Source organism: Micromonospora sp. NPDC049004 (genome assembly GCF_040649315.1).
GTDB lineage: Bacteria > Actinomycetota > Actinomycetes > Mycobacteriales > Micromonosporaceae > Micromonospora.
On record NZ_JBEZFG010000001.1, the window covers coordinates 757,264 to 778,693 of the forward strand.

The 21,430-nt window shown below is 71.6% G+C and carries 21 protein-coding genes; 15 read left to right on the forward strand and 6 right to left on the reverse strand.

Annotation, left to right across the window (positions count from 1 at the left end; translation table 11 throughout):
- Positions 1 to 320 precede the first annotated feature (320 nt).
- Positions 321 to 1,007, reverse strand: coding sequence for a response regulator transcription factor (locus tag AB0B97_RS03385; protein ID WP_357490259.1), 687 nt, complete (start codon positions 1,005 to 1,007; stop codon positions 321 to 323).
- Positions 1,008 to 1,196: 189 nt separating this feature from the next.
- Complete coding sequence (locus tag AB0B97_RS03390) at positions 1,197 to 2,111, reverse strand: PD-(D/E)XK nuclease family protein (protein WP_234581945.1); 915 nt, start codon at positions 2,109 to 2,111, stop codon at positions 1,197 to 1,199.
- 77 nt (positions 2,112 to 2,188) lie between these two features.
- Between AB0B97_RS03390 and AB0B97_RS03395 the strand changes: the two genes are divergently transcribed.
- Genes AB0B97_RS03395 through AB0B97_RS03405 form a run of 3 tightly spaced genes read left to right on the forward strand, consistent with a single transcriptional unit; the run spans position 2,189 to position 4,942 of the window.
- On the forward strand, positions 2,189 to 3,343 hold the full coding sequence (locus AB0B97_RS03395; protein WP_357490260.1) for a site-2 protease family protein: 1,155 nt from the start codon (positions 2,189 to 2,191) through the stop codon (positions 3,341 to 3,343).
- A 44-nt stretch (positions 3,344 to 3,387) separates the two neighbouring features.
- A complete protein-coding gene (locus AB0B97_RS03400) occupies positions 3,388 to 4,341 on the forward strand; it encodes a tRNA (adenine-N1)-methyltransferase (protein ID WP_234582033.1) in 954 nt (317 codons plus the stop codon).
- Between the two features lie 28 nt (positions 4,342 to 4,369).
- Positions 4,370 to 4,942 (forward strand): hypothetical protein, encoded by a 573-nt coding sequence (locus AB0B97_RS03405; RefSeq protein WP_234581943.1) that lies wholly within the window; start codon positions 4,370 to 4,372, stop codon positions 4,940 to 4,942.
- Between the two features lie 63 nt (positions 4,943 to 5,005).
- Here AB0B97_RS03405 and AB0B97_RS03410 read toward each other — a convergent pair whose 3' ends face one another.
- Complete coding sequence (locus tag AB0B97_RS03410) at positions 5,006 to 5,299, reverse strand: ferredoxin (RefSeq protein WP_039908212.1); 294 nt, start codon at positions 5,297 to 5,299, stop codon at positions 5,006 to 5,008.
- Positions 5,300 to 5,477: 178 nt separating this feature from the next.
- Between AB0B97_RS03410 and arc the strand changes: the two genes are divergently transcribed.
- The 6 genes from arc to prcA all read left to right on the forward strand — a co-directional run bounded on the left by arc (position 5,478) and on the right by prcA (position 11,737).
- The gene (arc, locus tag AB0B97_RS03415; RefSeq protein ID WP_234581942.1) at positions 5,478 to 7,262 is read left to right on the forward strand and encodes a proteasome ATPase; all 1,785 of its coding nucleotides are present in this window, start codon (positions 5,478 to 5,480) and stop codon (positions 7,260 to 7,262) included.
- Between the two features lie 310 nt (positions 7,263 to 7,572).
- Positions 7,573 to 9,090, forward strand: coding sequence for a depupylase/deamidase Dop (dop, locus tag AB0B97_RS03420; protein WP_357490263.1), 1,518 nt, complete (start codon positions 7,573 to 7,575; stop codon positions 9,088 to 9,090).
- A 104-nt stretch (positions 9,091 to 9,194) separates the two neighbouring features.
- Positions 9,195 to 9,410 carry a ubiquitin-like protein Pup gene (locus tag AB0B97_RS03425; protein ID WP_030332902.1) on the forward strand — a complete coding sequence of 72 codons (216 nt, stop codon included), beginning with the start codon at positions 9,195 to 9,197 and terminating at the stop codon, positions 9,408 to 9,410.
- Between the two features lie 245 nt (positions 9,411 to 9,655).
- Positions 9,656 to 10,087, forward strand: coding sequence for an endonuclease VII domain-containing protein (locus AB0B97_RS03430; RefSeq protein ID WP_357490264.1), 432 nt, complete (start codon positions 9,656 to 9,658; stop codon positions 10,085 to 10,087).
- The gene (gene prcB / locus AB0B97_RS03435; RefSeq protein ID WP_234581940.1) at positions 10,006 to 10,845 is read left to right on the forward strand and encodes a proteasome subunit beta; all 840 of its coding nucleotides are present in this window, start codon (positions 10,006 to 10,008) and stop codon (positions 10,843 to 10,845) included. The genes AB0B97_RS03430 and prcB overlap by 82 nt, the downstream gene beginning before the upstream one ends.
- Before the next feature lie 61 nt (positions 10,846 to 10,906).
- On the forward strand, positions 10,907 to 11,737 hold the full coding sequence (gene prcA / locus AB0B97_RS03440) for a proteasome subunit alpha (protein WP_234581939.1): 831 nt from the start codon (positions 10,907 to 10,909) through the stop codon (positions 11,735 to 11,737).
- Positions 11,738 to 11,966: 229 nt separating this feature from the next.
- On the opposite strand, the gene rfbB is transcribed toward prcA, so the two are convergent.
- Positions 11,967 to 12,968, reverse strand: a complete 1,002-nt coding sequence (gene rfbB / locus AB0B97_RS03445; RefSeq protein WP_357490266.1) for a dTDP-glucose 4,6-dehydratase — start codon at positions 12,966 to 12,968, stop codon at positions 11,967 to 11,969.
- Positions 12,969 to 13,060: 92 nt separating this feature from the next.
- Between rfbB and rfbA the strand changes: the two genes are divergently transcribed.
- The 4 genes from rfbA (at position 13,061) to AB0B97_RS03465 (ending at position 16,996) form a co-directional block, all read left to right on the forward strand.
- A complete protein-coding gene (gene rfbA / locus AB0B97_RS03450; protein ID WP_357490268.1) occupies positions 13,061 to 13,945 on the forward strand; it encodes a glucose-1-phosphate thymidylyltransferase RfbA in 885 nt (294 codons plus the stop codon).
- A 123-nt stretch (positions 13,946 to 14,068) separates the two neighbouring features.
- The gene (gene pafA, locus AB0B97_RS03455) at positions 14,069 to 15,427 is read left to right on the forward strand and encodes a Pup--protein ligase (RefSeq protein WP_234581936.1); all 1,359 of its coding nucleotides are present in this window, start codon (positions 14,069 to 14,071) and stop codon (positions 15,425 to 15,427) included.
- Between the two features lie 68 nt (positions 15,428 to 15,495).
- Positions 15,496 to 15,699, forward strand: a complete 204-nt coding sequence (locus AB0B97_RS03460; protein WP_234581935.1) for a hypothetical protein — start codon at positions 15,496 to 15,498, stop codon at positions 15,697 to 15,699.
- Between the two features lie 154 nt (positions 15,700 to 15,853).
- The gene (locus AB0B97_RS03465) at positions 15,854 to 16,996 is read left to right on the forward strand and encodes an oxalate decarboxylase family bicupin (protein ID WP_357490270.1); all 1,143 of its coding nucleotides are present in this window, start codon (positions 15,854 to 15,856) and stop codon (positions 16,994 to 16,996) included.
- 17 nt (positions 16,997 to 17,013) lie between these two features.
- On the opposite strand, the gene AB0B97_RS03470 is transcribed toward AB0B97_RS03465, so the two are convergent.
- Together AB0B97_RS03470 and AB0B97_RS03475 are read right to left on the reverse strand one after the other, a co-directional pair.
- A complete protein-coding gene (locus AB0B97_RS03470) occupies positions 17,014 to 18,099 on the reverse strand; it encodes a DUF3866 family protein (RefSeq protein ID WP_357490272.1) in 1,086 nt (361 codons plus the stop codon).
- 55 nt (positions 18,100 to 18,154) lie between these two features.
- Entirely contained in the window at positions 18,155 to 19,252 is a 1,098-nt protein-coding gene (locus AB0B97_RS03475) for a cation diffusion facilitator family transporter (RefSeq protein WP_357490274.1), read from the reverse strand.
- A gap of 119 nt (positions 19,253 to 19,371) precedes the next feature.
- Between AB0B97_RS03475 and AB0B97_RS03480 the strand changes: the two genes are divergently transcribed.
- Together AB0B97_RS03480 and AB0B97_RS03485 are read left to right on the forward strand one after the other, a co-directional pair.
- Positions 19,372 to 20,370: a WYL domain-containing protein gene (locus tag AB0B97_RS03480; protein ID WP_234581931.1), complete on the forward strand. Its 999-nt coding sequence runs from the start codon at positions 19,372 to 19,374 to the stop codon at positions 20,368 to 20,370.
- On the forward strand, positions 20,367 to 21,425 hold the full coding sequence (locus AB0B97_RS03485) for a YafY family protein (RefSeq protein WP_357490276.1): 1,059 nt from the start codon (positions 20,367 to 20,369) through the stop codon (positions 21,423 to 21,425). Before AB0B97_RS03480 ends, AB0B97_RS03485 begins: the two co-directional genes overlap by 4 nt.
- Positions 21,426 to 21,430 lie beyond the last annotated feature (5 nt).

Sequence of the window (21,430 nt, forward strand, 5' to 3'; positions counted from 1 at the left end):
CCGCCCCCCGATGGTCCGGCGTGACCGTTCAATCATCGGCGCTGCTCGCGCCCGCCCCGTCCGCCCCTGGGGGGACCCGGCGCGGATTTCTCGCTGCGGGTGCACCCCCATGCCGCATCAGGGTTGCCCCTGACCCGGCCGCCGATCGACAGGTTTCCCGACCGGCGAAACACCGCCGGACACGACACTTCCCCCGTACGCCACAGGAGGGTCAACCGCGCCGAGCCGTCTACGGTCACGGTAGGTGAGCACGGCAACAGAACCGTCCCCCCACGGAGGGATCTTCGAGTACGCCGGGTGGGGTAGCCGCCGCGTGTCCGCTACGCCCGGGGGCGGACCAGACCCGACTCGTACGCCAGCACGACCGCCTGCACCCGGTCGCGCAGCCGCAGCTTGGTCAGCACATGCCCGACGTGGGTCTTGACGGTGGTCTCGCTGACCGACAGCACCGCGGCGATCTCGGCGTTGGACAACCCCCGGGCCACCTGCACCAGCACCTCGCGCTCCCGGTCGGTGAGCGCGCTGAGCGTCGCCGACGGCGTCGCCGCCGGGTCCGGCAGCAGGTCGGCGAAGCGCTCCAGCAGCCGCCGCAGGATCCGCGGCGCGACCACCGCGTCCCCGCCGGCCACCGTGCGGATCGCCGCGATCAGCTCCTCGGCGGGTACGTCCTTGGCCAGGAACCCGCTGGCGCCCGCGCGCAGCGCCCCCACCACGTACTCGTCGAGGTCGAACGTGGTCAGCACCAGCACCCGCACCGGCAGGCGGGAGTCGACGATCGCCCGGGTCGCCGCCACCCCGTCCATGCGGGGCATCCGGATGTCCATCAGCACGACGTCGGGCAGGAGCCGCCGGGACAGCTCCACCGCCTCCACGCCGTCGCCGGCCTCCGCCACCACGTCCAGGTCACCCGCGGCGCCCAGCACCATCCGGAAGCCCGTGCGCAGCAGCGGCTGGTCGTCGGCGAGCAGGATCCGTACCGGTCGTGCCGGGGCCACCCGATCGCTCATGTCGTCTCCCGTCCCGCGTCGCCGGTCACCCTCGCGTCCACCGGCGGACGCGTCGCGGACCACGGTAGAGGTCGGCCGGGCGCCCTGTCCCGACCGAGCCCGCACCGCTGCGGTCGGGTCCGCGCCGCGCGTGTCACCGTCGCGGCGGCCGGACGGCCGGTCGGTCGGTCGGACCGCCGGGCCGGACGGTCACTCGTCGGCGCCGGGCACCACCGGGGCGGATCGGGCGTCACGCAGCGGATCGGCGTTCGCCGCCGCGACGGGGAACGGCGGCGGAGTGCCACCGAAGGTGGGGCAGATCGCCTGGTGACTGCACCAGTCGCACAGCCTGCTCGGACGGGGTCGGAAGTCCTGCCGGGCGGTGGCCTGCTCGATCGCCCGCCACAACGCCACCACCGTGCGCTCGAAGCGGACCAGCTCCTCGGCGTCGGGGGTGTAATCCAACACCTCGGCGTCGCGCAGGTAGAGCAGACGCAGCACCCGGGGCACCACCCCCCGGGTGCGCCACAGCACCAGCGCGTAGAACTTCAGCTGGAACAGCGCCCGCGCCTCGAACGCCTCCCGGGGTGCGCCGCCGGTCTTGTAGTCGACCACCCGCAGCGCGCCGTCCGGGGCGACGTCGAGCCGGTCGAGATAGCCCCGGATGAGCAGCTCCTCGTCGACGACCGCCGAGATCAGGCTCTCGCGTTCGGCCGGCTCCAGCCGGGTCGGATCCTCCACGGCGAAGTAGCCCTCCAGCAGCCCCGCCGCGGAGCGCAGGAACTCCACCGGGCCGGCCGGCTCGGCGCCGTCGAAGATCCCGGCCAGCTCCGGCTGCTCGGTGACCAGCCGGTCCCACTGGGGGGCCACCAGGTCGCCGGCCGCGGCCGGCGTGCGGGCCTGCGCGGGCAGGTCGAACAGCCGCTCCAGCACCGCGTGCACCAGCGTGCCCCGGGCCTGCTCGACGGTCGTGCGCTCGGGCAGCCGGTCGATGCTGCGGAACCGGTAGAGCAGCGGGCAGGTCTTGAAATCCGCCGCCCGCGACGGGGACAGCGAGGCCCGCACCGTCGGCGGTGTCTGTGCCGGGGTGAAGGACTGGGGGGTGGTGACCGGTTCCGCCGTCATGTCCGCAAAGGTTAGGGCACCGGTGTGACACCGCCCGCCGCCCGCCCCACGCCGGGCCGGTCCGTAGCATCGGTGCGATGGAGCAGAGAACCCGGCCACCACGTCGGTCCGACCGGCGATCCGGTCTGAGCGTGGGCCGTGTGCTCGGGGTGCCGTTGCACCTCAACGCCTCGATGCTCCTGCTCGCCGTGCTGGTCGCCGTGCTCTACGCCGAGTTCGCCCGCCGGCAACTGGACCTGCCGCAGGTCAGTGGCTATCTGATCGGCTTCGGGTTCGTGGTGTCACTGCTCGGCTCGGTGCTGCTGCACGAGCTGGGTCACGCGCTCACCGCCCGCCGCTACGGCATCGGTGTGCGCGGGATCACCCTGGAACTGCTCGGCGGGTACACCGAGATGGAACGGGACGCCCCGACGCCGAAGGTCGACCTGCTGGTGTCGCTTGCCGGCCCGGCGGTCTCCGCGGTGCTCGGCGTCCTCGCGGTCGCCGCCACCCTGGCCCTTCCCCAGGGCACAGTGGCCCACCAGCTCGCCTTCCAGCTCGCCCTGAGCAACGTCATCGTGGCGCTGTTCAACATCCTCCCCGGGCTGCCGCTGGACGGCGGGCGTGCCCTGCGCGCCGCCGTGTGGGGCCTGACCCGCGACCGGCACCGCGGCACCGAGGTCGCCGGCTGGGCGGGCCGCGTCGTCGCCGTCGGCACCGCCGCCCTGGTCGGCCTGCTGACCGTGACCGACTACCTCGTACCGGTGGCGCTGCCACTGATGCTGCTGGTGGCCGTCACGCTCTGGCGCGGCGCCGGCCAGTCGATCCGGGCGGCGCGGGTCAGCAGGCGGTTCCCGCTCATCGACCTGTCCCGACTGGCGCGGCCGATCTGGCCGGTACCCACCGGCACACCGCTGTCCGAGGCCCAGCGCCGCCGCGCCGAGGGCGGGCAGCCCACCGCCGCGCTGCTGGTCACCGACTCCACCGGCCGCCCCGTGGCGCTGGTCGACCCGGCCGCCGCCGCGGCCGTCCCCGCCGAGCGCCGCCCCTGGCTGGCGGTGGACGCCGTCGCCCGCGCGCTGGCCGCGCTACCCACCCTTGCGGTCGGGCTGGACGGCGAACGGGTGATGGAGGCCGTGCAGACCCACCCGGGCGCGCAGTACGTGGTGACGTCAGGCGAAGATGTCGTCGGCATTCTGCACATCGGGGACCTGGCACAGCTCCTCGAACCCAACCGGAAGATGACATCGTGACCGCAACTCCCTCCACCGTCGCCGCCGACCCCGCCAACCCGGCGCTGACACCCGTGCACCGTGGCCCGTTCCGGCCCGGCGACCGGGTGCAGCTGACCGACCCCAAGGGGCGGATGCACACCGTGACGCTGGAGCCCGGCAAGGAGTTCCACACCCACCGCGGCATCCTGGCCCACGACGCGCTGATCGGGCTGCCCGACGGCAGCGTGGTGACCACCTCCGGCGGCGGCACCGCCTTTTTGGCGCTGCGCCCGCTGCTCTCGGACTACGTGCTGTCCATGCCCCGCGGCGCCCAGGTGATCTACCCGAAGGACTCGGCGCAGATCGTCGCGATGGGCGACATCTTCCCCGGCGCGAAGGTCCTCGAGGCCGGGGCCGGCTCCGGGGCGCTCAGCTGCTCGCTGCTGCGCGCGGTAGGCACCGAGGGGGAGCTGCACTCGTTCGAGCTGCGCGACGACTTCGCCCAGATCGCCAAGCGCAACGTCGAGGCGTTCTTCAACGGGCCGCACCCCTCCTGGAACCTGCACGTCGGCGACGTCGCACAGTGCCAGGAGACCGGCTTCGACCGGATCATCCTGGACATGCTCACCCCCTGGGAGACCCTCGACATGGTCGAGCGGGCGCTGGTGCCCGGCGGCGTGTTCATCGGCTACGTGGCCACCACGCCCCAGCTCTCCGAACTCGTCGAGGCACTGCGCGAGCGCGGCGGCTGGACCGAGCCCCGCGCCTGGGAGTCGCTCGTGCGCGACTGGCATGCCGAAGGCCTCGCCGTCCGCCCCGACCACCGGATGATCGCGCACACCGCGTTCCTGGTCTCCGCGCGCAAGCTCGCCCCGGGCGTCACCGCGCCGCCGCGCCGCCGCAAGCCCAGCAAGGGCACCGAGGCGTACGCGCAGCGCCGGCAGGACCTGCGCGAGGCCGAGGCGGCCCGGCAGGCGGCCGCCGCCAGGGCCGCCGACGCGCAGCCCGACGCGACGGGGGAGATGGACAGGCCGTGACCATCGGCGTGCGGGGGGAGGCGGCGGCATGAGCCGACCGGGTTACGGCGGCGGCGACCTGCCCGCCGTGTTTCCGGACTGGTCGCCCTATCAGGACCTGGAGTCGGCGGCGCGGGCCTATCTGCGCGACCCGGACGTCGCCCTGGAAGCGCTCGGCGGAGTGCTGCGCGGCGCCTCGGTGCTCGGCTTCACCCTGGAACGCTTCGTCAACGAGGTCAACGGCGTGTGGCAGGAAGTCGTCGTCTGCGACGGCAGCCGGCTGATCCTCTGGCACGGCGAGGACGTGCCGCCGGGGGAGGGGCCGCCGGGATCGATGACGTCGTCCCTGCGGGTCGTGCCGGTCTCCACGGTCACCGAGGTGGGCTGCCGGCGGCGGCTCAACCGCTCCGACAGCGGCGAGATCCGAGTCGACAGCATCGACGTCTACCTGCTGCTCACCTCGTTGGACGAGGCGCCGCCGAGCGAGGACATGGCGGGTACGCCCCGGCACGACGCGCTGCGCTTCGGCAAGACACTCGACGACGGTGGCGCCGGGCAGATCGCCCGCTTGGAGGAGTTCGCCCGGCTGGTGGCGTCGGTGGTCGGCCGCCCGATGCTCTGAGCCGGCCCCTGTTCGGGTCGAGCCGGCGTCGCGCGGTCCGCGCGACGCCGGCGCCCGTTCGGCTCAGTCGTCCTCGGCGTCCGGGCCGGCGACCTCGACGCCGTCGCCACGCACCACGTGGATGCAGTCGCCCGGACACTCCTTCGCGGAGTCGATCACTTCGAGGCGCAGGTGCGCGGGCACGTCCACCCGGCTGCCCGGCGCCATCCGCAGCTCACCGTCGACGCCCTTGACGTACGCCAGGCCGTCGATGTCGAACTCGAACACCTCCGGCGCGTACTGCACGCAGAGCCCGTCACCCGTGCAGAGATCCTGGTCCACCCAGACCTGCAACTGGTCGGTCGCGACCTCGGCCACCGGTGCACCCCCCATGTTCTCCCGTACCAGCCTCCGACGGTACCCGAACGCCCGTACCGGCCCGGCAGGCCACCCTTGGCGATCAAGGTTCGGTGACGAGGGTGTTGCGTGGGACCGAATCGGGCTCATAGCGGCTAGTGTTAGCTCAGAACGTTCAAGCCCCCCGGGGAGGTGGGACGTGGCAGCACGCAGCGACGACGCGGACTCGCGCGCCGCACGGTGGGAGAAGGAAGCCCACGATCTCTCCACGCAGGTCGCGTTCCTTCAGGAGGAACTCGCCCTGGTGCGGCGGAAGTTGACCGAAAGCCCCCGACACGTCCGGCAGCTCGAAGAGCGGCTGGCGGCCACCCAGGCACAGTTGGCGCGGCTGACCGAGAACAACGACCGGCTGGTGAGCACCCTCAAGGAGGCTCGCACGCAGATCGTCACGCTCAAGGAGGAGATCGACCGGCTCGCGCAGCCGCCGAGTGGCTACGGAGTCTTCCTGGCCAAACACGACGACGGGACGGTGGACGTCTTCACCGGCGGCCGCAAGCTGCGGGTGGCCGTCTCGCCCTCACTGGACGTGGACGAGTTGCGCCGCGGTCAGGAGGTCCTGCTCAACGACGCGCTCAACATCGTCGACGCGTTCGGGTACGAGCGGGTCGGTGAGGTCGTGATGCTCAAGGAGATCCTGGAGGGACCGAACGGCGGGCCGGGCGACCGGGCGCTGGTGGTCTCCCACTCCGACGAGGAGCGCATCGTGCACCTCGCCGAGACGCTCATCGGCTCGGCGATCCGGGCCGGCGACTCGCTCATGATCGAGCCCCGCTCGGCGTACGCGTACGAGCGGATCCCGAAGAGCGAGGTCGAGGAGCTGGTCCTGGAGGAGGTGCCCGACGTCGACTACGGCGACATCGGTGGCCTCCAGTCGCAGATCGAGCAGATCCGCGACGCGGTGGAGTTGCCGTTCCTGCACGCGGACCTGTTCCGCGAGCACCAGCTCCGCCCGCCCAAGGGCATCCTGCTGTACGGGCCGCCCGGCTGCGGCAAGACGCTCATCGCCAAGGCGGTGGCCAACTCGCTGGCCAAGAAGATCGCCGAGCGCCAGGGCAAGGAGAAGCACACCAGCTTCTTCCTCAACATCAAGGGCCCGGAGCTGCTCAACAAGTACGTCGGCGAGACCGAGCGGCACATCCGGCTGATCTTCCAGCGGGCTCGGGAGAAGGCCGGCGAGGGCACCCCGGTGATCGTGTTCTTCGACGAGATGGACTCGATCTTCCGGACCCGCGGCTCCGGCGTCTCCTCCGACGTGGAGAACACGATCGTTCCGCAGCTGCTCAGCGAGATCGACGGCGTGGAGGGTCTGGAGAACGTCATCGTCATCGGCGCCTCCAACCGGGAAGACATGATCGACCCGGCGATCCTGCGCCCCGGTCGGCTCGACGTGAAAATCAAGATCGAGCGACCGGACGCCGAGGCGGCGAAGGACATCTTCTCCAAGTACATCCTCTCCGGGCTCCCGCTGCACCCGGACGACCTCGCCGAACACGGGGCCGACCCCCAGGCCACCGTCGCCGCGATGATCGACGCCGTGGTGCTGCGGATGTACTCCGAAACCGAGGAGAACCGCTTCCTCGAGGTCACCTACGCCAACGGTGACAAGGAAGTCCTCTACTTCAAGGACTTCAACTCCGGCGCGATGATCCAGAACATCGTCGACCGGAGCAAGAAGATGGCCATCAAGGAATTCCTCACCTCCGGTCGCAAGGGCATGCGCCTGCAGCACCTGCTCGACGCCTGCGTCGACGAGTTCCGCGAGAACGAGGACCTGCCCAACACCACCAACCCCGACGACTGGGCCCGCATCTCCGGCAAGAAGGGCGAGCGGATCGTCTACATCCGCACGCTCGTCTCCGGTGGCAAGGGCGCCGAGGCCGGCCGGTCCATCGAGACCGCCAGCAACACCGGCCAGTACCTCTGAACAAACGGTGACGGTAGGGGCCCGGGACGCGACGCGTCCCGGGCCCCTACCCGTCGCGCCGGCTCGGCCCCACGCGCCGCGGCCGAGCCGGGGACCCCGCCGCCCGCCCGGACCGCCGGCCAACCGTCGTGACCCTCTGCGGGCCAACGCCCGTGGGTCACCACCGTGCCGATGATCATCAAGTGCTGAGCGCGCCGCCACGGGCCGACACCCGGTGACCCGCCCGCACCGGCGTGCCCCCGTCCCCGAACAGTCGGACTACGCTCGACATGACGGGGGACCGGGTCGGGCGAGCGAAGCGGGTAGGTCGATGAGCGTAAGACGGATCATGGGCACCGAGGTCGAGTACGGCATCTCCGTGCCCGGCCAGGCCGGAGCCAACCCGATGGTCACCTCGTCCCAGGTGGTCAACGCCTACGGGGCCCGGCCCGAGCTCAACCGGGGCGGACGTGCCCGCTGGGACTACGAGGAGGAGTCGCCGCTGCGCGACGCCCGCGGCTTCACCTACTCCGGGGCCGCCTACGACCCCGCCGAGGCGCTCGCCGACGAGGACCTCGGCCTGGCCAACGTGATACTCACCAACGGTGCACGCCTCTACGTGGACCACGCCCACCCCGAATACTCCACCCCCGAGGTCACCACGCCCCGCGACATCGTGCGCTGGGACAAGGCCGGCGAGCGGGTCATGGCCGAGGCGTCCCGCCGGGCCGCCACCATCCCCGGCAGCCAGCCGATCCACCTCTACAAGAACAACACCGACAACAAGGGCGCCAGCTACGGCGCTCACGAGAACTACCTGATGCGCCGGCAGACCCCGTTCGCCGACATCGTGGCGTACCTGACGCCGTTCTTCGTGACCCGACAGATCGTCTGCGGCGCCGGCCGCGTCGGCATCGGGCAGGACGGCGGGCAGAGCGGCTTCCAGATCTCCCAGCGCGCCGACTTCTTCGAGGTCGAGGTCGGCCTGGAGACCACCCTCAAGCGGCCGATCATCAACACCCGCGACGAGCCGCACGCCGACGCCGACAAGTACCGCCGGCTGCACGTCATCATCGGCGACGCCAACCTCTCCGAGATCTCCACCTACCTCAAGGTCGGCACCACCGCGCTGATCCTCACCATGATCGAGGAGAAGGCGCTCGGCGCCGACCTCGGCATCGCCGACCCGGTCAGCGAACTGCGCGCGGTCAGCCACGACCCCTCGCTCACGCACCTCATGAGGCTGCGCGACGGCCGCCGGCTGACCGCCCTGGACGTGCAGTGGGCGTACCTGGAGCGGGTGCGGTCCTTTGTCGACGACCGCTACGGCACCGACGTCGACGAGCAGACCGCCGACGTGCTGGACCGCTGGGAGGACGTGCTGGACCGGCTCGGCCGCGACCCGATGCTCTGCGCCGACGAGCTGGACTGGGTGGCCAAGCTGCGGCTGCTGGAGGGCTACCGCGAGCGGGAGAAGCTCGGCTGGGGCTCGCACAAGCTCCAACTCGTCGACCTGCAGTACTCCGACGTACGTCCGGACAAGGGCCTCTACAACCGGCTGGTCTCCCGAGGGGCGATGAAGACGCTGCTCACCGACGAGGAGACCCGCAGCGCCATGACCGAGCCCCCGGAGGACACCCGGGCCTACTTCCGCGGCCGCTGCCTCGCCCAGTACGCCTCCGAGGTGGTCGCCGCGAGCTGGGACTCGGTGATCTTCGACGTGGGTCGCGAGTCGCTGGTCCGGGTGCCGATGATGGAGCCGGAGCGGGGCACCCGCGCCCACGTCGGCGCCCTGTTCGACCGCTGCGCCAGCGCCAAGGACCTGTTGGAGACGTTGACCGGCGGCTGAACGCGCCGCCGAATGCCCGCTGTGCGTCGCAAGCCGGCGCGCGGCGGGCTTTTCGTCGTCCGAGCGAGGTAAGTTCATCGCAGACGATCGTGGAGGAGGCAGCAATGGCCACTCATGACAGCGGCGGCCAGTCGCAGTCCGGCAAGTCCCGCCAGGGCGAGGAGATCGAGGACGTCACCACGGAGGCCAACCCCGAGGTGGCCGAGCGGCATGCCGAGATCACCGAGGACGTCGACGACCTGCTCGACGAGATCGACTCCGTCCTGGAAGAAAATGCAGAAGAATTCGTGAGAGGATATGTACAGAAAGGGGGCCAATGAGGCATATGTCCGATTCGGCAGGCCGGTCGGACAAGGTATGCCCAGATTGCAAGCGGTCGCTGCCCCGCACCGAGTTCCACAGCGACCGCCGACGAACGGACGGGCTTGCCTTCTACTGCAAGTCGTGCGCAAACGTCCGGTCGGAGGCTAGTCGCCGCAAGCGTGGGGTCTCGCCTCAGCGCAGGTCGCGGACCCCGGTCGGTGAGGGTCTGAAGTGGTGCCCGGACTGCGATCAGATCAAGCCGGTGGAGGACTTCCCGACCAGCAGCACCAAGGCCAATGGCCGGCACAGTTACTGCAAGCCCTGCCACAACGCGCGGGGCAAGGAGACTGCGCAGCGGCTCTACGGCGGGACCCGCGAGTACCACCTCCGTCGCCGCTACGGAGTCGGAGAAAAGGAGTTCCAGGAGCTCCTGGCCGAGCAGGGCGGGGTCTGCGCGATCTGCGGCGGCGCGGACCCGCAACATCTGGACCACGATCATCGCACCGGGTGGGTGCGCGGGATACTCTGCTTCAACTGCAACGGTGGTCTTGGCCAGTTCCGTGACAGTCCTACGAGGCTGGCCAGGGCGATCACGTACCTGAGAGGAACCACGTGGCAGCGGGCTTTGATCCATCCGGGCGTCTACCAGATGTGTTCACCAACGCGGGGACGTCCTCCTTCACCACGTTTCTGAGCCGGGTGGCGCCCGAGATGCTGCCCGGTCGTCGGCCGCTGCCGCCGGGCATGGCCGCCGACCTGGCGCCGCACGCGACCACCATCGTGGCGATCTCGGCCGCCGGCGGTGTGGTGATGGCCGGCGACCGACGGGCCACCATGGGCAACCTGATCGCCCAGCGCGACATCGAGAAGGTGCACCCCGCCGACGCGTACTCGCTGGTCGGCATCGCGGGCACCGCGGGCATCGGCATCGAGCTGATGCGACTGTTCCAGGTGGAGCTGGAGCACTACGAGAAGATCGAGGGCGCGATGCTCTCGCTCGACGGCAAAGCCAACCGGCTGGCGTCGATGATCCGGGGCAACCTGGGCGCGGCCATGCAGGGCCTGGCGGTGGTGCCGCTGTTCGCCGGCTTCGACCTGGCCGCCGCCGACCCGGCTCGGGCGGGGCGGATCTTCAGCTTCGACGTGACCGGTGGCCCGTACGAGGAGACCGGGTACGACGCGATCGGCTCGGGCTCGCTGTTTGCGAAGTCGGCGTTGAAGAAGCGCTTCCGGGCCGGCCTGTCCGTGGACGACGCGACCCGGCTCGCGGTCGAGGCGCTCTACGACGCGGCCGACGACGACACCGCGACCGGCGGACCGGACCTGACCCGCCGGATCTATCCGGTGGTGATGACCGCTACCGCCGAGGGCACCCGCCGGTTGACCGACACCGAGACGGCGGCGATCGCCGAGGGTGTGGTCGCCGGCCGGATGGAGAACCCGGGCGGATGAGCCCCGTCCACCCCCACCAGTCCGCAGTCGTCAGCACAGCGCCGTAAGGAGAACCGCCGCCGTGGCCATGCAGTTCTACGCCTCGCCCGAACAGATCATGCGCGACCGCTCCGAGCTGGCCCGCAAGGGCATCGCTCGGGGTCGCAGCGCGGTGGTCCTGAGCTACTCCGGCGGGGTGCTCTTCGTCGCGGAGAACCTCTCCAGCGCCCTGCACAAGGTCAGCGAGATCTACGACCGGATCGGCTTCGCCGCCGTCGGTCGGTACAACGAGTTCGAGAATCTGCGTCGGGCGGGCGTGCGGATGGCCGACCTGAACGGCCTGAGCTACGACCGGCGTGACGTCACCGGGCGGGCGCTCGCCAACGCGTTCGCGCAGACGCTCGGCGCGATCTTCACCGAGCAGTCGAAGCCGTTCGAGGTGGAGATCTGTGTCGCGGAGGTCGGGGCGACTCCGGACGACGACGAGCTGTACCGGCTCACCTATGACGGGTCGGTCAACGACGAGCCCGGCCGTATGGCCATGGGTGGTCAGGCCGAGGCGATCACCGGTGTGCTGAAGTCCCAGCACCGGGCGGACATGTCCCTCGGCGAGGCGGCCCGGGTGGCGGTGCAGGCGTTGAGCAGCGTCGGTGGTGAGGGCGGCGCGGCCCGCACGATCGCCGCCAACCAGCTCGAGGTGGCGGTGCTGGACCGCCAGCGGGTGGGTCGTACGTTCCGCCGGATCACGGGCGCGGCGCTGACGGCGCTGCTGGACGGTGATGTCGCGGCAGCCGAGCAGCCGGCCGAGGCGGGTGGGCCGGACACGCCGGCGCAGCCGACCACGGAGGCGCACAAGCCGACGACGTCGGCGGGCTCCGCCGATCTGGAGGACAAGCCGGCGGACGGCAAGTAGCGCGCGTCGTGTCGGCGGGCGGCCCGGAGGAACGGGGCGCCCGCCGACGGCGTTGAACGCCCTGTCCTGGCTGGGCTCCACCGATCTGTACGTGCGGTCGCATGGACCGACGTAGGAGGCTGGTGAAGCCGCCTCGGTCGCCGGTGGTGGCGGAGGCGAACGGTGGTGTGCCAGCCCGGAAGCAGTGGCCGACTCGCGGCGGCCCGATCGTCGGCGTCGGACGACCGGGTCATGCGGCAGGTGCGGCCTTCAACGGCTCCCACCAGGCCCGGTTTTCCCGGTACCACTGCACGGTCTGCGCCAGGCCGTCGGCGAGGTCGATGCTCGGGGCGTACCCCAACTCTTGTTTGATCTTGGTGATGTCCAGCGAGTAGCGGCGGTCGTGGCCCTTGCGGTCGGCGACCGGGACGACCCGGTCCCAGTCGGCGCCGCAGGCATCCAGCAGCAGGCCGGTCAGCTCCTTGTTGGTCAGCTCCGTGCCGCCGCCGATGTGGTAGACCTCGCCGCCACGGCCCTTCTGCGCGACCAGCGCGATGCCCCGGCAGTGGTCGTGCACGTGCAGCCAGTCGCGGATGTTGCCGCCGTCGCCGTAGAGGGGAACGGTGCCGCCGTCGAGCAGGTTGGAGACGAACAGCGGGACGACCTTCTCGGGGAACTGGTACGGCCCGTAGTTGTTGGAGCAGCGGGTGACCACCACGTCCATGCCGTGGGTGCGGTGGTAGGCCAGGGCGAGCAGGTCGGAGCCGGCCTTCGAGGCCGAGTACGGCGAGGTCGGTGCGAGCGGCCAGGTCTCGGTCCAGGAGCCCTCGTCGATCGACCCGTACACCTCGTCGGTGGAGACGTGCACGAAGCGGCCGGTGCCGTGGCGCAGCGCGGCGTCCAACAGGGTCTGCGTGCCGAGCACGTTGGTGGTGACGAACGGCGCGGGGCCGACGATCGAGCGGTCGACGTGCGATTCCGCCGCGAAGTGCACGATCACGTCGTGCCCGGGGACCACCTCGTCGACGACGGTGGGGTCGCGGATGTCGCCGTGGACGAAGCGCAGCCGCGGGTCGTCGCGCACCGGGTCGAGGTTCGCCAGGTTGCCCGAGTAGGTGAGCTTGTCGAGCACGGTCACGCCGGCGGGGTCGACCGCGGGCACACCCGAGGCGGTGCCACCAGGCACGCCCAGCAGCATGCGGACGAATTCTGAACCGATGAATCCGGCGCCGCCGGTGACGAGGAACCTCACGGGTCCAGGAGTGTACGCGAAGTAGTGGGCCCGGCTGTCCGGCAAAAACCGACAGGCCGACGGGCTGGTTGGTTGCGGCTAAGCTCCCCTGGGTGCGCGGAATCGTACTCGCTGGCGGCACCGGCTCTCGGCTCTGGCCGATCACGCGGGCGGTGTCCAAGCAGCTGATGCCGATCTTCGATAAGCCGATGATCTACTACCCGCTCTCCACGCTGGTGATGTCCGGTGTGCGGGAGATCCTGATGATCACCACACCGGAGGACCAGGACCAGTTCCGCCGGTTGCTCGGCGACGGCAGCCAGTTCGGACTGCGGCTGGAGTACGCCACGCAGGCCCGCCCGGAGGGCATCGCCCAGGCGTTCATCCTCGGCGCGGACTTCATCGGCGACGATTCGGTGGGGCTGATCCTCGGCGACAACATCTTCCACGGCGTCGGTCTGGGTCGGCAGTTGGCCACCCACAGCGACCTCGTCGGCGGCCGGGTGTTCGCGTACCCGGTGTCCAACCCGCAGGATTACGGCGTGGTGGACTTCGACGCCGAGGGTCGGGTGCTCTCGATCGAGGAGAAGCCGGCTCGGCCGAAGTCGCGCTACGCGGTGCCCGGCCTGTACTTCTACGACAACCGCGTGGTGGACATCGCACGCAAGATCACGCCCAGCCCCCGGGGCGAGTTGGAGATCACGGCGGTCAACGAGGTGTACCGGGAGACCGGTGAGCTGTCCGTCACCCTGCTGGACCGGGGCACGGCCTGGCTGGACACCGGCACGTTCGCCTCGATGATGCAGGCCGGCGAGTTCGTCCGGGTGATCGAGGAGCGGCAGGGCCTGAAGATCGGTTGCGTCGAGGAGGTGGCCTGGCGGGCGGGCCTCATCGACGACGACCAGCTGGCCGCGCTCGCCGAGCCTCTGACCAAGAGCGGCTTCGGCGACTACCTGTTCGGTCTGCTGGCCGAGAAGAACGCGCCGTTGACCCGATGAGGATCCGGGAGCGAGCCTCGGGCCGGACGGAATGTCGCACTCAACCGTTATGTGAACACCCCCGGAGTACGACCTGTGGTGTGACAGTGACGAACCGGGCCTCCGGGCGGCTAATGTCTCATCATGGAGCGGCGAATCTTCGGCCTCGAGACCGAGTACGGCGTCACCTGCACCTATCGCGGGCAGCGGCGGCTGTCCCCGGACGAGGTCGCGCGGTATCTGTTCCGTCGCGTCGTGTCCTGGGGCCGGTCGAGCAACGTGTTCCTGCGCAACGGGGCCCGTCTCTACCTGGACGTCGGGTCGCATCCGGAGTACGCGACACCGGAGTGCGACTCGGTGACCGACCTGGTGGCCCACGACCGGGCCGGCGAGCGGATCCTGGAGGGGCTGCTCGTCGATGCGGAGAAGCGGCTGCACGACGAGGGCATCGCAGGTGAGATCTACCTGTTCAAGAACAACACCGACTCGGCCGGCAACTCGTACGGCTGCCACGAGAACTACCTGGTCTCGCGGCACGGCGAGTTCGGCCGGCTCGCTGACGTGCTCATCCCGTTCCTGGTCACCCGGCAGTTGATCTGTGGGGCCGGCAAGGTTCTGCAGACCCCGCGCGGCGCGGTCTACTGCCTGTCCCAGCGGGCCGAGCACATCTGGGAGGGCGTCTCCTCGGCGACCACCCGCAGCCGGCCGATCATCAACACGCGCGACGAGCCGCACGCCGACGCCGAGCGCTACCGGCGCCTGCACGTGATCGTCGGCGACTCGAACATGAACGAGGTCACCACGCTGCTCAAGGTCGGCACCGCCGACATCGTGCTGCGGATGATCGAGGCCGGGGTCGTCATGCGGGACCTGTCGCTGGAGAACCCGATCCGGGCGATCCGCGAGGTGTCGCACGACATCACCGGTCGGCGCAAGGTGCGGCTGGCCTCCGGCAAGGAGGTCAGCGCGCTGGACATCCAGCAGGAGTACCTGGCCAAGGCCACCGAGTTCGTCGAGCGCCGCGGCGGCGACCAGGCCGCCAAGCGGGTCGTCGAGCTGTGGGGCCGGGTGCTCAACGCGGTGGAGAGCGGTGATCTGGAGCCGGTCTCGCGCGAGATCGACTGGGTCAGCAAGCTGCGGCTGATCGAGCGCTACCAGCGCAAGCACGACCTGCCGCTGTCCCACCCCCGGGTCGCGCAGATGGACCTGGCGTACCACGACGTGCGCCGTGGGCGTGGCCTCTACGGGCTGCTGGAGCGTCGCGGCGAGGTGGACCGGGTGGCCACCGACCCGGAGATCTTCGAGGCCAAGGAGACCCCGCCGCAGACCACGCGTGCGCGGCTGCGCGGCGAGTTCATCCGGCACGCCCAGGAGAAGCGGCGCGACTTCACCGTCGACTGGGTGCACCTGAAGCTCAACGACCAGGCGCAGCGCACGGTGCTCTGCAAGGACCCCTTCCGGGCGTACGACGAGCGCGTGGAGCGGTTGATCGCCAGCATGTGACGGGTGGGCCGGCCCCGGCGGTGGTGTGCCGCCGGCGGGGTCGGCCGGCCCGGTAGGCTGAGCCGGCCATGACGACTTCTGGACCATCCGACCGTTCCGAGCGCTCCGAGCGCGGCACCGAACGGCAGAACTGGGTCGAACGCCGGCGGGAGAAGATCCGCGCCGAGGTCGACCGCAACCGGCGCGGTGAGTACACCGTGCCGACGTGGGTGCTGGCCCTGGCGCTGGTGCTCATCGTGGGCGGCTGGCTCGCCCTGATCTTCCTCTCCTGATCCCTCCGCGCTGTCGCGCGAGCGGTGACCCACCGGGGCCAGAGGTTGGCCCGGCCGGGTCGCGTCGACGGGTACCCGCCGATGTCGCCGTCGCGGGGGGCCCGCCCGCCCACCGCGCCGACGACACCCGGACGCGACGACGCGGGAGGCGATCATGGACGACGACCGGACGGTGCCGCAGCCGGAACGCGGTGGGGGAGGCTGGCAGGACCCGGGTCCGCGCGACGTGGTCCGGGACCGGCAGAATCCCGATCTGCTGACCCCGCCGAGCACGGATGCGGGGACGCTGCCCAACCTGCGGTTCTCGTTCTCCGACGCGCACACCCGCGTGCAACGCGGCGGCTGGACCCGCGAGGTGACCGTACGGGAGCTGCCGATCGCCACCGAGCTCAGCGGTGTGGACATGGCGCTGGAACCGGGCGGCTACCGGGAGATGCACTGGCACAAGCAGTCCGAGTGGGCGTACGTGTCGCGGGGCAGCGCCCGGATCAGCGCCGTCGACCAGGAGGGCCGCAACTTCCTCGACGACGTACGCGCCGGTGACCTGTGGTTCTTCCCGCAGGGGGTGCCGCACCACATCCAGGCGCTCGACGAGGGCGTGGAGTTCCTGCTCGTCTTCGACGACGGCGCGTTCACCGAGAACGGCACGTTCCTGATCAGCGACTTCTTCGCGCACACCCCGAAGGACGTGCTGGCCAAGAACTTCGGCTGGCGACCCGAGCAGCTCGACTCGATCCCGGAGCGGGAGAGGTACATCTTCGCGGGGCAGGTGCCGCCGCCGCTGGACCGCGACAAGGTGGTCAGCCCGAGCGGGGACGTGCCCCGCAGCCTGAGCCACCGGCTGCTCGCGCAGCAGCCTCAACGGTTCGCCGGCGGCCAGGTCCGCATCGCCGACGTCACCCAGTTCCCGGCGGCCACCACGATCTGCGCCGCGCTGGTCGAGGTCGACCCGGGTGGGATGCGCGAGCTGCACTGGCACCCCACCGACGACGAGTGGCAGTACTACCTCTCCGGCCACGGTCGGATGGGCGTGTTCGCCTCTCAGGGCGTGGCGGGCACCTTCGACATGCGCTCGGGTGACGTCGGGTACGTGCCGTTCGCCTACGGCCACTACATCGAGAACCTCGGCACCGAACCGCTGGTCTTCCTGGAGATGTTCCGCAAGCCCCGGTTCGAGTCCGTCTCGCTGACCCAGTGGATGGCGAACACCCCGGCCCAGGTCAGCGCCGACACCCTCAACCTTCCCCGAGAGCTGATCGAAGCCCTACCAAGAGACCAACGCCCGGTGATCCGCTGACCCCGACCCCGGGTGGGTTAGGGGAGGTGGGTGGTGGCGTGGCGGCCGGCGGCGGCGGCCGTCAGGAAGTAGGCGTGGTCGGCGTCCAGGTTGCGGCCCATCGTGGACAGCGGCACGGCGCTGGCGCGCAGCGCGGCGTCGAGGCCGGCGGTGGGCACCCGGACGATCCGGTGTCGGGCCGTCAGCGGCGCCAGCGCCGCGTCGACCTCGGCGGCAAGGGCCGGGTCCAGGTCGTCGGGCACCACCAGCTCCGCCGGGGCGAGGGCGACCCGGCCGTACGCGGTGAGGCTGTGGTGCGACACGCCCCGGTGCCGGGGGCGGGGGTCGGCGTCGGAGATGCGCAGTGAGCCGATCGGGCGGCCGCCGAGCGTGGCGATCGCGTTGACGGCCTCGCCGACGGCGACGCCGGAGAAACCCCACCGGGTGCCGGTGCCCAGGTTGCCGGGCCCCTGGGCGACGATGGCCACGTCCGCGTCCAGCACGTGGCGGGCGGCGAGCAGACCGCCATGCAGGGTGGTGGCCTCCAGGTCGCCGCCGAACGCCTGCCCGACGGTGATCGTCCCGGCCAGTTCGGCGCGCAGCCCGGCGAGCGTGCGGGAGAACCAGGCCGGCAACGCCCCGCCGTCGGTGAGCAGGTACGCCACCCGGGCCTGCGGGGCCCCGGCCCGGATGCCGGCCAGGATCGCCGGCAGGGCCGAGTGCAGGTCGGCGGTGACCACCGGCATTCCACCCAGGTCGTCGGCGTCGGCGAGCAGGGCGCGGTGCGGGCTGGCCTCCTCGTCGACGCCGAGCAGGATCGGCTGCAACGGGGTGTAGCGGGCCTTGACCAGGTGCCCGGCGTCGCGGGTGTCGCCGGCGTCCGGCGGGTCCGGCGGCAGCCGGTCCGGCAGGGCCACCACGAGGGCGTAGCCGCCGGTGCCCAACCCCATCAGCAGCGCGCCCGCGTTGAGCAGCACCCGGTCACCCGGCTCGGGCGTGCCGACCAGTTCGGGATAGGCCAGCGCCCGCATGCGCGTGCCGTCGGGCAGGTCGACGTCGAGTTCCACCGCCCCGGTCCACTGCCGCCGCAGCGCCGCCACCGTCCCCGCCCGCCATCGCACCATGACGGGCACGCTAGCCGCGCGGACCAGCCGGCCCGCGCCCGGGTCGGTCCACCCCTCAGCGGGCGTCGGGTTCGCCGCCGAGGTCGGCGCTCGGCCTGGCCTGGGTGGGGTCGGAGTCACCCTCGGCGTCGGCCCTCGGACTCGCCTGGGTGGAGCCGGGTTCGCCCCCGGCGTCGGCGCTGGGCGCGGCCTGGGTGGCGCGGGCCTGCCCGACGGCCCCGGGCAGCGAGCGGGTGGGGTCGAGGAAGACGAAACGGATCTCCGGGTACCGCTCGGTGAGCCGCCGCTCGGCCTCGTCGGCGGTGGCCTCGATGGCCGCGCCGGTGGCCTCGTCGCGGAAGTCGACCTTCGCGGCGACGAGGATGTCGTCCGGGCCGAGCTGCATCGTCAGCAGGGTGTCGATGCGTTCCACCTCGGGCAGCCCGGCCAGGTCGCGTTCGATCTCGCGGCGCAGCCGCTCCGGAACGGCCCGGCCGACCAGCAGCGACAGGTTGTTGCTGGCCAGGATCCCGGCGACGGTCAGCAGCAGCAACCCGATCAGGATCGACGCGACGCCGTCCCACACCTCGTCGCCGGTGGCCTCGGACAGGCCGACGCCCAGCGCGGCCAGCAGCAGGCCGATCAGGGCCGCGCTGTCCTCCAGGAAGACCGCCTTGACCGTGGTGTCGGCGGTCAGTCGCAGGAACCGCCGAGGTGTCGTCTGCCAGCGCGCGGACTCGCGGCGGACCTGCCGCACGGCCCGGGCCAGCGAGATCGACTCGATGACGAACGACACCGCCAGCACGATGTACGAGATCAGATAGTCGCCGCTGTGCTCGTGCACGAGGATCGTGGTGACGCCGTGGGTGACGGCGAAGCCGGCGCCGGCCACGAAGGTGAACATGGCGGCGAAGAACGCCCAGACGTAGCTCTCCTTGCCGTACCCGAAGGGGTGTCGTCGGTCGGCCGGGCGGGCTCCGCGGCGCAGCGCCTGGAACAGCAGCACCTCGGTGGTCGTGTCGGCGACCGAGTGCGCCGCCTCGGAGAGCATCGCGGCCGACCCGGAGATCAGCCCGGCGATCAGCTTGGCGATCGCGATGGCGAGGTTGGCGGCGCCCGCGACGACCACCGTGCCGACGCTTTCGCTCTCGGTCTTCATCTCGCCCTGCGACATGAGGGCAACACTATGGCGGCGGGCGGCGGCTCGCCGGGGGAGGGGCTCGATCCGAACAAGTGTGCGGCACGCCCGCGTGGGTGCACGTCCTTGGCGTGTCGGCTGCTAGCGTCTACCGCGTGTCGCGGACCCGCACCGAACGCCTGGTCAACCTGGTGATCTGCCTCCTGTCCACGCGACGGTTCCTGACCGCCGCGCAGATCGCCGCGACCGTGCCCGGCTACGAGCACGACCCCGACGACGCGCGCGACCATGAGGCGTTCCAACGCAAGTTCGAGCGGGACAAGGCCGAGCTGCGCGAGCTGGGCGTGCCGCTGGAGACCGGCACGGCCAGCGTCTTCGACGCCGAGCCCGGCTACCGCATCGCCCACCGTGAGTACGCGCTGCCCGACATCCCCCTGGAACCCGACGAGGCCGCCGCGGTCGGCATCGCCGCCCGTCTGTGGCAGCACGCCGGGCTGGCCGCCGCCGCGTCGTCCGGGCTGGCCAAGCTGCGCGCCGCCGGGGTGGACGTCGACCCGCAGGCCACCCTCGGTCTGGAGCCGATGGTCACCGTCGATCCGGCGTTCGCGCCGCTGACGGCCGCCGCGCGGGACCGCCGCGAGGTCGGGTTCGACTACCGGGTGCCGGACCAGGACGCGCCCACCCGCCGCCGCCTCCAGCCGTGGGGCGTGGTCTGCTGGCGCGGGCGGTGGTACGTGGTGGGCCACGACCTGGACCGCGCGGCGACCCGCTGCTTCCGCCTGTCCCGGGTGGTCGGCGCTGTCCGGGTCACCGGCGCATCCGGCGCGTACGAGCCACCGGCCGGCGTCGACCTGATCAGCCACGTGGCCCGTTGGTCCGGGCCGGTGGAGCGCACCGGCCGGGCCACCGTGCTGGCGGCGTCCGGGCGGGCCGCCGGTCTGCGCCGCTGGGCGGTGGAGGTGACCGCCGGGCCGGACGGCGACCACCTCGTCCTGCCGTACGCCGACCCGGACTCTCTGGCCGGCCAACTCGTCGGGTACGGCCCGGACGTGCGGGTGCTCGACCCGCCGGAGGTCCGCGAAGCGGTCATCCAGCGACTCAAGGAGATCGCCGTCCGGCACGACGAGCTGACCGTCACCGGGGGTGCCCGGTGACGCGTCCGGCCGCCCGCGGCGGTTCCCGCGCCTCCGCCGACCGACTGGCGCGGCTGCTCAACCTGGTTCCCTACCTGCTGGCCCGGCCCGGCATCGAGATCGCCGAGGCGGCCGGTGACCTGGGCGTCACCGAACGGCAGCTCCGGGAGGACCTGGAGCTCCTGTGGGTGTGTGGGCTGCCCGGTTACGGCCCCGGTGACCTGATCGACATGGCGTTCGACGGCGACCGGGTGACCATCACCTACGACGCCGGCATCGACCGGCCGCTGCGGCTCACCCCCGACGAGGCCCTCGCGCTCGTGGTGGCGCTGCGGATGCTCGCCGAGACCCCCGGCGTGGCCAACCGGGAGGCCATCGAACGGGCCCTCGCGAAGATCGAGGACGCCGCCGGTGACCTGGTGGGCGCACCGGTCGCGGTCCGGCTGCCCGGGGACACCCGGCGGGTCGAGGCGCTGCGCGCCGCCGTGGAGGGCGGAAAGGCGCTGCGGATCACCTACTACACGGCGGCCCGGGACGAGACCACCGAGCGCGTCGTCGACCCGCTGCGGATGCTGATGGTCGGCGGCCGGGCGTACGTGGAGGCGTGGTGCCGGCGCGCGGAGGCCGTCCGGCTGTTCCGGGCCGACCGGATCGACGCGATCACCGAGCTGGACGAGCCGGCCACCGTCCCGCCGCAGGCCGTCCCGCACGACCTCACCGAGGGTGTGTTCCGGCCGTCGCCGGACCTGCCGCTGATCACCCTGCGGATCGGGCGGGGCGAGCGGTGGATCACCGAGTACTACCCGTGCGAGCGGGTGGAGGCCGGCGACGGCGACGAGTGGCTCGTCTCGCTGCGGGTGACCGACCTGGGGTGGGCGCGGCGGTTCGTGCTGGGCCTGGGCCCGGACGTCACAGTGGTCGCCCCGGTCGAGCTGGCCGAGCAGGTCCGGGCGACCGCAGCCGCCGCGCTCGACGCGTACGCCGTGCCGGCGGCCGTTCCCCGGCGTGCGCCGGCCGATTCCGTGCCGGTCGGCGTGCCGGCGGGCGATCCGGCGGTGCCTGCCCGCACCCAGTAGGCTGA

Coding starts and splice junctions, on each gene's coding strand:
- AB0B97_RS03385 (WP_357490259.1), bottom strand. CDS start 1,007: ATGAGCGATCGGGTGGCCCCGGCACGACCGGTACGGATCCTGCTCGCC.
- AB0B97_RS03390 (WP_234581945.1), bottom strand. CDS start 2,111: ATGACGGCGGAACCGGTCACCACCCCCCAGTCCTTCACCCCGGCACAG.
- AB0B97_RS03395 (WP_357490260.1), top strand. CDS start 2,189: ATGGAGCAGAGAACCCGGCCACCACGTCGGTCCGACCGGCGATCCGGT.
- AB0B97_RS03405 (WP_234581943.1), top strand. CDS start 4,370: ATGAGCCGACCGGGTTACGGCGGCGGCGACCTGCCCGCCGTGTTTCCG.
- dop (WP_357490263.1), top strand. CDS start 7,573: ATGAGCGTAAGACGGATCATGGGCACCGAGGTCGAGTACGGCATCTCC.
- AB0B97_RS03425 (WP_030332902.1), top strand. CDS start 9,195: ATGGCCACTCATGACAGCGGCGGCCAGTCGCAGTCCGGCAAGTCCCGC.
- pafA (WP_234581936.1), top strand. CDS start 14,069: ATGGAGCGGCGAATCTTCGGCCTCGAGACCGAGTACGGCGTCACCTGC.
- AB0B97_RS03460 (WP_234581935.1), top strand. CDS start 15,496: ATGACGACTTCTGGACCATCCGACCGTTCCGAGCGCTCCGAGCGCGGC.
- AB0B97_RS03465 (WP_357490270.1), top strand. CDS start 15,854: ATGGACGACGACCGGACGGTGCCGCAGCCGGAACGCGGTGGGGGAGGC.
- AB0B97_RS03470 (WP_357490272.1), bottom strand. CDS start 18,099: ATGGTGCGATGGCGGGCGGGGACGGTGGCGGCGCTGCGGCGGCAGTGG.
- AB0B97_RS03475 (WP_357490274.1), bottom strand. CDS start 19,252: ATGTCGCAGGGCGAGATGAAGACCGAGAGCGAAAGCGTCGGCACGGTG.